This window comes from Methylobacterium sp. WL8, assembly GCF_008040045.1.
Classification (GTDB): domain Bacteria; phylum Pseudomonadota; class Alphaproteobacteria; order Rhizobiales; family Beijerinckiaceae; genus Methylobacterium; species Methylobacterium cerastii.
This window is the reverse complement of the sequence record NZ_VRVF01000106.1, coordinates 1-11,239: the sequence shown is the minus strand read 5'-3', so window position 1 is coordinate 11,239 and position 11,239 is coordinate 1. Positions and strand designations below refer to the sequence as shown.

Below are 11,239 nucleotides of genomic sequence, written 5' to 3'. Positions count from 1 at the left end.
GAAAGCATCGCCCCGATCGGCGATGATCCCCTCGTCAGCCTGCCCACCCTCGCAGCCTGATCGTCCCGGCCCAAGCCGGTGATCGTGGTGGCCCTCACCAAGCTACACCACGCCTAGGGACACGACCCACCGGATTCGCTCAGGGGCGTTTTTGAGCGGACTTCCTGGAACCGGCGCCGCGGATCAATCACGAGCCTGCGTATTCTCCGACGCGCGAACGCGGCGGCTTGCCATTGCGGTTGTGGTAATAAGTGCAATTCTATCTCTGATTGCATTTCACGTGGAACAAGGATCGGCTCCGTGTCCTACATGTCCTCGACGTTGAGCGGAACGAAACGGCTTGATCTCTCGGTCCCGCTGCTAATTGTGGCGGTGATCCCGTACTACGCATTGTGCGCGGTCTTTGTCATATGTTCATTGCCATTCTTGATGTTGTCAGTGCCGGCTGATTACATACTAAAAGATAAGCCAAAAACGCACGGAGATGTCGTTGTCTCTCTTATGGCATTGTCCATTATAAGTACAATCGCTGTCCCGACGGCACTAGCATATTCGTACTTTGCATAATTTGTTTAAGTTTCGTCTTGACATAAGCCTTTTAGTTTTGCTGCCGGGTATAATTGTGGCGCTCGCTACCAAGTCGCCTTCGCCTCATCCTTGGTGCAGAACATGCGTTCACTGGCCTTCTCATCAATTACGGTGCGCGTGTAGGAGTTCGTGCCCGGCAGGTGGTAAATCCGATCGCCCTTGGCCGAGATGTTGCCCCTTGATCGTGCATGTCATTGAAGCGGTAGAGGCTGCTGGCTTTGGCTCAGCGATAGTGCGTATGCTCTCCGCCCCGGACACAGCCGATGAGGTTCGTGGATGGACCAGAATCATGCCCTCGAAGTCTTCATCTTCAGCTTCGCTGTCTTCATGACGCTTTGGATGTAAAGGGCGGACCAATTCCAGGCCGCTGTGGCGGAGTAAAACCAGGCCGGTGGCGGCCGGCCGCTGGAACGATGAAGAGGCCCGATCGGACCCCTTCATCGTTCGTCGCCGACCATGAGGCTCAAGCTGGTAGGATCTCGCCCGTCTCGGGATCGTGGGGATCGGTGGTGGCCTGGTTTTGCTCCGCCCTGCCGTCGGCTCGGCCGCGCCGGCTGCGGGAGGATTTGAGGCGGTAGCTGTCGCCGTTCAGGCTCAGGATGCTGACGTGGTGGGTCAGCCTGTCGAGCAGCGCGCCGGTGAGCCGCTCCGAGCCCAGGACCGAGGCCCAATCCTCGAACGGCAGGTTCGAAGTCACCACGGTGGAGCCGCGCTCGTAGCGCTGGGAGAAGACCTCGAACAGCAACTCGGCCCCCGTCGGCGAGAGCGGCACGTAGCCGAGTTCGTCGACGATCAGCAGCTTCACCGAAGCCAGTTCGCGCTGCAGCCGAAGCAGACGGCGCTCGTCGCGTGCCTCCAGAAGTTGGTTGACCAGAGAGGCCGCGGTGGTGAACGCGACCGAGAAGCCCTTCTGGCAGGCCGCCAAGCCGAGCGCCAAGGCGATGTGGGTCTTGCCGGTGCCGGAGTTGCCAAGTGCGATCACGTTCTCTCGGCCGAGAATGTAGCCGCAGCGCGCCAGCTCCAGCACGAGCATCTTGTTCAGGCTCGGGATCACGGTGAAGTCGAAGGTGTCGAGGCTCTTTACCGCTGGGAAGCGTGCCGACCGGATCCGGCGTTCGACCATGCGCCGTTCGCGATCGATCAGTTCCAGCTCGACCAGCCGGAGCAGGTAGCGCGGGTGGTCGATGCCGCCCTGGGCGCATTCCCGGGCGACCTTGTCGTACTCGCGCAGCACTGTGGGTAGCTTCAGCTGCTTGAGGTGGTGGGCGAGCAGGATCCCCGGCGTGCCGCCGGTGCCGCCGCCCGACATCGTCTCGTCACGTGCCGCACTCATGCCGCCACCTCCGGCACCAGCACGGCGTAGTCGGCGGCCACGGTCGTCCTCACCATGGTCCTGGGCAGATGCGGATAGGCCGCCAGGTCGAGCCGGGGCGGTCGTCGTTCGAGCCGGGCCAGTGCGATCAGCTTGACCGCGTCGAAGCCGATCGCCCCGAGCCGGATCGCGTCGGTGACGGCCGAGGCCACGACGTCCTTCGGCATCGCCTCCATCAGGCGCAGCACCTGAATGAACTCGCGCTTGCCGCCGTTCCCCATGCGCGCCTCCAGGAGGTGGCGCAGGTGCTGGAACGCTTCGGGCGGATCCCAGCCCTGGAGCGCGGCCGCCTGGTCGAGAGCGTTCGGTTTGGTCTCGATCAGCGCGAGGTAATGCAGCGGATCGGACACGAACACGCCCGTGCCGTAGCTGCGCTCATGCCAGGCGATCTCGATGCTGCCGCATAGGATTACGACCTCCTCGACGAAGCCCTTCACCAGCACGTCCCGGAAGCCGTAGGCGGTCGGCACCGAGTAGTCGTTGCAGCGGTAGCGAACCAGCGCGGTCGAGGAGACGCGCCCAGCCCGCTTCTCGCAGGGCTCCAGCGGGACCGCCGGCAAGGAACGCAGAACGGCACGATCGGCGACCAGTCGCGTGCCGATGCTCTCGGCATGCTGTCCGGCCCGCTCATCCTGCCGGGTCCGGCAGCGTCGCTCCAGATCCGCGTTCAGCGCCTCGAAGGACGCCGCCACCGGGGCCAGGGTCATAAAGTTGGACCGGGCGTACTTGACCAGGCCTTCGACCTTGCCCTTGTCGTTGCCCTTGCCCGGACGCCCGAAGCGGTCCCGGAACAGGTAGTGGCTCACCAGCTCGGTGAAGGCACGGGTACGTTCGCGCTGGCCTCCGCCGCAGATCTTGGTGACCGCGATCTTGGTGTTGTCGTAGAGGATCGACAGCGGCACGCCGTCGAAGAACTCGATGGCAGCGACATGCCCGTCGAGGAACGCCTCGGTGGTCTCCCGCGGATACGCCTTCACGAAGCAGGCGTCGGAATGCGGCAGGTCCATGCAGAAGAAGTGGATCTTCCGGCGTACGCCGCCGATGGTGGCGATCGCTTCGCCAAAGTCGACCTGGGCATGACCCGGCGGGTGCGCCAACGGCACGAAGGTCTCCCGCCCACTCGCGCGTGCGATCCGGACGTGATCCTTCACCACCGTGTAGCCGCCAGCGTAGCCGTGCTCGTCGCGCAGACGCTCGAAGATCCGCTTGGCCGTGTGACGCTGCTTGACGGGTGCGATCCGGTCCGCCTCCAGGATCGCATCGATCACCGGCAGCAGCGGCCCCAGCTTCGGCTTCTCGATCGGCTTCGAGCGCGTGTAGCCCGGTGGCAGTGAGAACCGGCACATCTTGGCAATCGTCTCGCGATTGAGCCCGAATACCCGAGCTGCCTCACGACGAGAGTGGCCGTCGATGAAAACGAACTGCCGAACGGCCGCGTAGACTTCCACGGCAAACATCCTGGGCCCCTCCCGAAAGAGAAGCCTCTCAAACTGGCCGGCTTTTACCCCGCCCGCATCAGCACGGCGCCGACGCTCCAGTGAATGGTTTTGTCACCGCCCTACACACATCGCCGGATGGTTCCGGGCATGGACACGCGGGTGGTAGCTCAGGTGATGGCAGCGGTCGCGGTGATGGCAGCGGAAGCGGCGGTGACTAACGGACTATTCAGCGTTGTCTCGTCAACGGGTCGTCGCGCACGTCTATGAATGGCTTCGACAGCACCTGCCGCCGCGATTGATGTCAAAATGCACCCGTAGGAACGGACCGACTCTGGATCGTGCGGGATTAAACGGACTTGTGCATCGACACCTTGTTCGCCGCTCCGGCGGGGCCCTGCCGCGATCCGTGAAGGGTGAGCCGCAGCATGGCGCTGATCCCCTTGGCGGCCGAGGGTGCCGAGAACACGCTCTCATAGCGTGCGCGTGCCGCAGCACCAAAGTCGTGCCAGGTGGACGGATCGGTGACGATCTTTGCCAGGGTCTTTGCGAGCGGCGTCGGCGACCCAGCCGGAACGACCCACCCCGTTGCGCCGTCGGTCACCACTTCTTTCAGGCCTCCAAGGTTCGTGACAAGCGCCGGCATGCCGTAAGACATCGCCTCGATCGCCACACGGCCAAGCGATTCAGGCATCTGCGAGGGCTGCGCCACCACGTCGGCCCAGCGGTAGAGGTCGCTCGGGTCGGTGACGAAGGGCTGCATACTGACCTGCTCGGAGAGGCCAGCCTCGGCGATGCGGGCGGCCAGCGCTGCCTCGCGCGCCGTGTCCTCGAAGGCGCTACCGACGATGCGCAGCTCGATCTTTTCACGCACGGCAGCAGGCAGGGAAGCCAGCGCCTCGACCAATACGTCCTGCCCCTTGATCCGACTGATCCGCCCGAGCATCAGCAGGCGTAGCGGACGCGAGCCGTCATAATCCTGCTGGTTCGGCAGCGTCGGCCCGGTGATCCCGTTGTAGACGACCCGTGACATGACCGAGGCCGGCATCGCGTAGGCGGCTTCCGTGGCGCGCGAGTTGAAGACCACGTTGGCCCCACTCCAACGGATCAGCCCCCGCAACACCGATAGCACCGCCCCCTCCGGTATCTCGTGGACATGCACGACGCTACGACCCGGCAGGAGCCGGGTGGCGAGAAGGTAGTCGGCCACCACCGTGGTGTTGATATAGACGAGGTCGCTCGCACGGATCCGGCGCAAGGCCCGAGCCACCGCGAAGGGCAGCGCCATCATGCCGACCGTGGCAAGCCGGATTAGGTTTTTACGCCGGAGGATCCAAAGCGGTTCGATCATGATGTTGCAGTCGATCGCCTCCAGCGCCGCCAAGATCGGGCCTGAGCGTGGCAGCACCACGTCGATCTGTGCAGCCGGATAGGCCGCACGGATGGTCTGTACCGTTTCGACGAAGCACCGGTCTGAGCCGTAGAGCTCGAAGCCTTGATGTACGCAGGTGATCCGCTTTACTGTCACGCTCCCGGCAACGCTTGTCCGCCCCGGCCCGAAGACCGTGCCGATACGGGGATCATCGGCATTCGTTTCAGAAGATGAGACGAGTAGTGATTTATCGATCATGGGATGAAAAGTCCATAGATATATACAACCAATGGTTGTAATGAAGTAAAGCATTGCGTTTCTGTCTGCTCGCTACAACGGGATGAGGCATTTGAAAATACGAATTTATGATCGGATTTGCGTAAACACTGCTGATTCTTTGGATGCGGGGGATGCAGACCGCGCATGGAACTTCCGATAATTTTTCAGAGTGTCTTGCACGGTATCCGTCCGCCGTGGGGCTGACGTGTTGCCATTTGTTGCAAGCGCGCGATCGAGCCGGTTCGCAAACGCGGTTCTAGATCGGCGTCGAGTTGAGCTCTGACGAGGTCGCGATGAAACGGGCCACAGCGATGCTCGCCCGCGACGCGCTGTGCGCTCACGAAGTGGCCATGCCCGGCGGCTTCCGTCTCGTTCTCGCCTAAAACAGCGCGGAAATCCTGCCCTGTCCGCCGGCTGCGGCGTTAGAAACCGATTGCGACGGAGGCTTGCCGGTATCGATAGGGGTCAGGCCTTACCGCTCTGATCCTGCCGTCGTAGTCGAAATGGTCATGTGCCAATAAAACGATTGTTTTACCCACGATGAGGGACGGCAGCTATCGACCTTGTCAGCCGTGCCGACAGTTGTCGGCGCGCTCCGCAAGCAATCTTTCATCTGCCGTCGGGTCACATCTGTTCGGGGTGTTTAAGGATCCAATACGGTCAGCCGCCAAGCAATGTTCCTACGCAGATTGTGGAATTTGAATCTCAGGATGTTTCGTATAGTATGAACTGGAAGATTTTTACACGGCGTCGGTTTTAGAATTAAGATCGTGATTACGGTCCGCTCGGCGTCCGTCAGATCATTTTATCGCATAGGCCCGAACGGCCATGCATCTGCCGCGTTGGCCTGGGGTCCACATTGCAGGTCCAGGTCAGGTTTCAGCGCCTTGTAGGGTTCGTTGCCACCTTAGCCGCTCAACCTCGCCACGGACCTTGATCGGTCAGGCACTTACACGCGGCTTGCCAAGGGGGGCACCGATGTCGATCGAGAAAAACAACCCGCGATTGTATTTTTTCAACGTGGTTGAGGCCGCGTTAATTGTTTCGCCGCCACTTGGAATCCGTCTTCACCGCGTCGTCGTGCCGTCACGCTCGGCACTCGGCTGGTGGCCGCTCGGCCGCCGGACCGTCTCTTCGCGCCCTCGGATGGCCGCATGTCGCACGCCAGTTCCTGCCCGCCGCGAAGCCGCCTACTCGCGACGACCGCCTTGCTGCCGCTGATACTTGGCATGGCGGCGATGACGGTGCCGGTGGGTCCGGCGCACGCCGCCTGCGCGGCGACCACGACAGGTCTGGCCTGCGACGGGCCGGACGACGTGACTCTGGCGAGCTCGGTCGGCGGCTCTGGTGGCCTTTCGAAGGCTGGCACGGGCAGCGTCACGCTCTCGGCCGCCAATACTGATGCCGGCGGCACCAGCCTCACTGCCGGGACGCTGTCGACGACGGGGGCCGGGACGCTCGGTGTGCCCGACGCAGCGCTGGTGGTCTCGGGCGGACGACTCGACCTCGGCGGCACGACGCAAAACGTCGGATTGGTCCGGCTCACCGGCGGCACCATTGCCGACGGGACGCTGCGCGGCTCGGTCTACGACGTGCAATCCGGCAGTATTGATGCCGCGCTGACCGGACCCGGCCCGCTCGTGAAGTCCGGCGCTGGCACGGTGACGCTGTCGGGCGCCAACACTTACTCAGGCGGCACCCGCGTCGACGGCGGAACGCTGCAACTGACCTCGACTGGACGCCTCGGCGCTGCGGACGCCGCCCTCGTGGTCGGCGGCGGAACGCTCGACCTCGGCGGTACCAGCGCGAGCGCCGGCCCAGTGGTGCTCACCGCCGGTACCATCCGCAACGGCACCCTGCGCGGCACAATCTACGGGCTCCAGGCCGGTACCGTCGATGCGGTCTTGTCGGGGTCCGGCTCTCTAGCCAAAAGCGGCGATGGCACCGTGCTTCTCACCCAAGCGAACAACTATTCCGGCGCCACCACGGTCACCAACGGGATCCTGCGCTCCGGGATCGCCGGCGCTCTCCCCGCGGGCACGACACTGATCGTCGCCGGGGCTGGAAGCCTCGACCTCGCCGGCACCAACCAGAGCGTCGCCGCGCTCAACGGCGACGGCCGGGTTTCACTCGGCGGCGCCACCTTCACCGTGGGCTCGAATGGCGGCGATACGCTGTTCTCCGGCACCATCGACGGTACCGGCGCGCTGGTGAAGGCCGGCGCCGGGCGGCTCGATCTCTCCGGCAACAGCCCACTCGCCGGCAGCGTGACGGTGGCGGAGGGGCGCTTGCGGGTCGGCGGCAACCTCGGCGCGGCCGACGTTTCCGTCGCCTCTGGCGCGATCATCGAGGGAACCGGCACGCTCGGCGGCCTCAGCATCCGAGGTGGTGGCCGCGTGGCTCCCGGCTACGATGCGATTGGTACGCTGTTGGCCAACGGCAACGTCCTGTTCGAGGCAGCCTCGACCTACCAGGTGAAGGCGGACGCCGCCGGCCACAGCGACCGGATCGTGGCGGGCGGCATCGCGACGTTGCGCGGCGGTCTCGTCGACGTACAGGCGCAGGCCGGCACCTACCGCGCAAACACCACCTACACGATCCTCGACGCCGCGGGCGGCGTGCAGGGGCGGTTCGCCGGCGTGACCGCGAACTTCGCCTTCCTGACGCCGTCGCTGACTTATGCGGACGATGCCGTGCAGCTCCATCTGGCCCGCAACGACCTCGGCTTCGACACCGCCGGCGCGACCTTCAACGGCGTCGCCGCCGGACGACGCGCGCAATCGCTCGGCACCGGCAACGCCGTCTACGACGCGGTTGGCCCACTCTCCACCGCTCAGGCCCGACAGGCCTTCGACGCGCTTTCGGGCGAGGTCCACGCCAGCGCGGTTACCGCCCTCGTCGAGGCCGGCGGATTGGTGCGCGAGGCGATCCTCGACAGGATGCGCTGGGCAGACGGCGCCGGGCTCACCTGCACGCCGGCCGGTTCCGGCCTGCCGGCCGAGCGCGCGCCGGTCGCCAGGGTACCGCTGAACTCTGTGCCCGAATGCGGCACCGGCCTCGGACCCGGCAGCCTCGACCAGCGGGTCGTCGGCCTTTGGGGCCAGGGCTTCGGCAGCTTCGGCCGCACTGCCTCGGACGGCAACGCGGCCGCCCTCGGGCGCAACACCGCGGGCCTCGTTGTCGGCGGCGACGTGGCGGCGAGCGACATGATCCGCGTCGGCGCAGCAGCCGGCTACACCGACACCGCGCTCGACGTGCCGCTGCGACTGTCGCGTGGCAACGTCCAGACCGGGTTCGGGTCGGTCTATGCCGGGATCGGGCTGGGCGCGTTCGATCTAAGGATCGGTGGCCTCTACGGCGTCAGCGACACCGAGACCCGGCGCGACGTCGCCTTCGCCGGCTTCCGCGACAACACTCACGCCGCCTACGGCGGCAGCGTCGCGCAGGCGTTTGGGGAGGTCGGCTACCGCATGGATCTCGCCGGCCTAACGCTGGAGCCCTTCGTCGGCGGCGCAATGATCCGCGTCGGCCAGGACGCCTTCTCGGAATTGGGCGGCGCGGCGGCACTGGCCGGCGCGGCGCGCGACACCACCGTGACGACCGCCACGGCGGGCGTACGGGCAGAGGCGCGGATCGACGGCTTCATCGGCGGCTTGCCGATCCTGCTGCGCGGGCTCGTCGGCTATCGCGGCGCCTTCGGCGACGTGACGCCAACCGCACTTCTGGCCTTCAACACCGGTGGCGTCTCGGCGCTGACCCGCGGCGCGCCGGTCGATCGCAGCGCGGTGGTGATGGAGGCCGGTCTCAGCTGGGTCGTTCTGCCTACCATGACCGTCGGCCTATCCTATGCCGGGCAAGTCGGTAGCCGCGCGCAGGACCACGGGGCGAAGGGCAACGTTACCTACCGCTTCTGACGGCGCCACCATGCGACGAGGTCGGCACGAGTCGCCTCGATCCAGCGGGCGGACTTTTTAAGCGGCACATTCAGATCGGACAAGTCCTGCGCCAGCAGCGCGAGGCCGAGCGAAAGCACCCACACGTTTACTGACAAGAGCCTCCCCATGGCTGGAACGCATAAGTCAGGGAAGACCACTTCTTTGGGGCAGGCGGGGGGGGGGCGATCGAAATCCGAGTCTGCGTATTCTACGCAGTTGCATGGACCGATTTAATACAATCAGAAATAGCAATGATCGCACCTCACTGCTTTTTTGCTCAACCATGGGTCCGGCGGTGTGGATGTCGATCTGGTCCAGTTTCACTGTTGGTCCCGGCTATATGAACGATCTGAAAGAGCCTAACACAATGCTGAGATCACCCATCACGACACTCGATGGCTATCGCGGTCTCCTACCACGCGCTTGGACACGGGACGAGACCTGTGACGAAGCCTACGTCGACGCGCAGAACGACTTCCAGGCGGCCAAGGCCCGGGCCTTCGTCTTGCCGATCGTACAAGAAGCTCCGGTCCGGACCATCCTAGACGTAGGCTGCGGCATGGGTGGCATGGCGGTGGCTCTGGAAACGGAGGGCTACGAGAGCTACGGCATCGACCTGCCCGGGCTGACGCGCCGCTGGTCCTCGGCCGGCCGGAGTGCCGACCGGTTCTATTTGGTCGATCCGGACGCGTTCGAGCTCCCTTTCCTCGACGGCAGCATCGACTTCGCTTTCACCTTCGGCGCCATCGAGCACGTCGGCACGACCGACGGCCACGCCCACCGCCGTCCCGACTGGCACGCTGTCCGCCGGCAGTGGCTGCGGGAGATCTTCCGCGTCCTCTCGCCGGGTGGGCGGATGCTGATCGGCGGCCCCAACCGCGCCTTTCCGATCGACGTGGCCCACGGTCCCGACAGCCAGGCGACCTCCTGGGAGCGCTGGCTCGCGCGCCGGCTCGGCGCGACGGTTCACCGGACCTGGGGGGAAAATTTTCTCTGGGCATACCCGGACGTTCATCGCTACCTTGAGGGCCTGCCCTACGCGATGGAGGCTCGCAGCATCGGCGGGTTTCTCGACTTCTCGCGGGTTCCGGCCTTCGCGCGTACGGCGGCACGCGCCTACGTCAATCGGATGCCGCGCGCATTACTGAGTACGGGGTTCAACCCGTGGGTAATGGCGCTGGTTACTCGCCGCGCCGACATGTGAGCCGAGGTCCAGGCATGCCGCGTAGGTTCTTATAGCGCCTCTCAATCGGCCTTGGAGATTGCAAGTGACGGCGGCTTACGAAGTAGACAGCCGAAAGGTATTGCCTATCGGCTCCCGACGGCTACCAGATGTATGTGGTGGCCTTCACTCGGATCAGAATCAACGGCGGCTTTGGTGCTGAAGTTCCAGGTACCTACATCTAAAACCGCGCCCTGCAGCGATGATTGCTTAGACTGACCGTTCATTTGTACGAGAATATTTTGCTCATTACTATCTCTGGTGAGACCGAAGCGATCGGTGTGAAGGTCCGCATCGTCAATCACATTATGACAGCAATACTCCTCAAAACGAGCAAATATAAATAATTCGTTAAACAAGCAAAGGTCAGGGAGTTCCTGAAGGCTTCATTATGCTAATCTAGATGATCCTTCCGCGTATTCCCATTTGTGGGCAAGCGAATAGCGCCTTGTATATCAAACATAAGCCAAATCGTACTATCAGATAAGCTTACATTTTTCGAGGAATTAATTTTTTGCAATAGTGATATGGCCGCTTACTAGAAAGAAAACATAAATGTCAAGCAAATGGGTCTTAAGTTGGTCGCAGATGAGAGATGGTCTGAGAGCTGATAAAGAGCACTGGAAACGACGTGGGATATCTCTACCTCAACTTCACCGCGGTTACCATGCAATTGTTCTCTATCGCTTAGCTCGACTGGCCCACGAATGTGGTTTTAAATTTATTGGCTGGGGAATTTGGATATTTAATAATATTTGGACCAAGGCTGACTTACCACCATCGAGCAAAATCGGTCGTGGGCTATTTTTGCCTCACCCAATTGGAGTGGTTATCTCGGGAGCAATCGGCTGCAACGCATATATTGGAATGCAGGTGGGTGTTGGGGGCCTTTTAAAAGCGCCTGAAAGAGATATTGGAGGTGGGCCGGGATTGCCGGTGATTGGCAACAATGTTATCATCGAACCTCGTGTTCTGGTGCTTGGATTAGTGCAAATTTCAGACAATATAACTATAAATCCTGGGTCAATTATTCTT

General features: G+C 63.1%; 7 protein-coding genes. 3 read left to right on the top strand and 4 right to left on the bottom strand.

What is annotated here, in order from left to right; all coding sequences use genetic code 11:
* Positions 1–1,051: 1,051 nt before the first annotated feature.
* The 3 genes from istB to FV234_RS23710 all read right to left on the bottom strand — a co-directional run bounded on the left by istB (position 1,052) and on the right by FV234_RS23710 (position 5,080).
* Positions 1,052–1,921, bottom strand: a complete 870-nt coding sequence (istB, locus tag FV234_RS23720; RefSeq protein ID WP_187273790.1) for an IS21-like element ISMex8 family helper ATPase IstB — start codon at positions 1,919–1,921, stop codon at positions 1,052–1,054.
* Positions 1,918–3,417, bottom strand: a complete 1,500-nt coding sequence (gene istA / locus FV234_RS23715) for an IS21 family transposase (protein WP_147832024.1) — start codon at positions 3,415–3,417, stop codon at positions 1,918–1,920. The genes istB and istA overlap by 4 nt, the downstream gene beginning before the upstream one ends.
* Positions 3,418–3,745: 328 nt before the next feature.
* Complete coding sequence (locus tag FV234_RS23710) at positions 3,746–5,080, bottom strand: glycosyltransferase family 4 protein (RefSeq protein WP_246686292.1); 1,335 nt, start codon at positions 5,078–5,080, stop codon at positions 3,746–3,748.
* A 1,196-nt stretch (positions 5,081–6,276) separates the two neighbouring features.
* Here FV234_RS23710 and FV234_RS23705 point away from each other — a divergent pair.
* On the top strand, positions 6,277–8,961 hold the full coding sequence (locus FV234_RS23705; protein ID WP_187273789.1) for an autotransporter domain-containing protein: 2,685 nt from the start codon (positions 6,277–6,279) through the stop codon (positions 8,959–8,961).
* Here FV234_RS23705 and FV234_RS26365 read toward each other — a convergent pair.
* A complete protein-coding gene (locus FV234_RS26365; RefSeq protein ID WP_187273791.1) occupies positions 8,949–9,098 on the bottom strand; it encodes a hypothetical protein in 150 nt (49 codons plus the stop codon). The genes FV234_RS23705 and FV234_RS26365 overlap by 13 nt on opposite strands.
* 224 nt (positions 9,099–9,322) lie before the next feature.
* Here FV234_RS26365 and FV234_RS23700 point away from each other — a divergent pair, with 224 nt between their 5' ends.
* On the top strand, positions 9,323–10,186 hold the full coding sequence (locus FV234_RS23700) for a class I SAM-dependent methyltransferase (protein WP_210250968.1): 864 nt from the start codon (positions 9,323–9,325) through the stop codon (positions 10,184–10,186).
* Between the two features lie 573 nt (positions 10,187–10,759).
* Positions 10,760–11,239: serine acetyltransferase (locus FV234_RS23695; RefSeq protein ID WP_147832018.1), on the top strand; the 480-nt coding region annotated here is incomplete at its 3' end.

What these genes read in the sequence shown, in the direction of transcription:
- istB (WP_187273790.1), bottom strand. Translation starts at nt 1,921, where the DNA reads ATGAGTGCGGCACGTGACGAGACGATGTCGGGCGGCGGCACCGGCGGC.
- istA (WP_147832024.1), bottom strand. Translation starts at nt 3,417, where the DNA reads ATGTTTGCCGTGGAAGTCTACGCGGCCGTTCGGCAGTTCGTTTTCATC.
- FV234_RS23710 (WP_246686292.1), bottom strand. Translation starts at nt 5,080, where the DNA reads ATGCTTTACTTCATTACAACCATTGGTTGTATATATCTATGGACTTTT.
- FV234_RS23705 (WP_187273789.1), top strand. Translation starts at nt 6,277, where the DNA reads ATGGCGGCGATGACGGTGCCGGTGGGTCCGGCGCACGCCGCCTGCGCG.
- FV234_RS23700 (WP_210250968.1), top strand. Translation starts at nt 9,323, where the DNA reads ATGAACGATCTGAAAGAGCCTAACACAATGCTGAGATCACCCATCACG.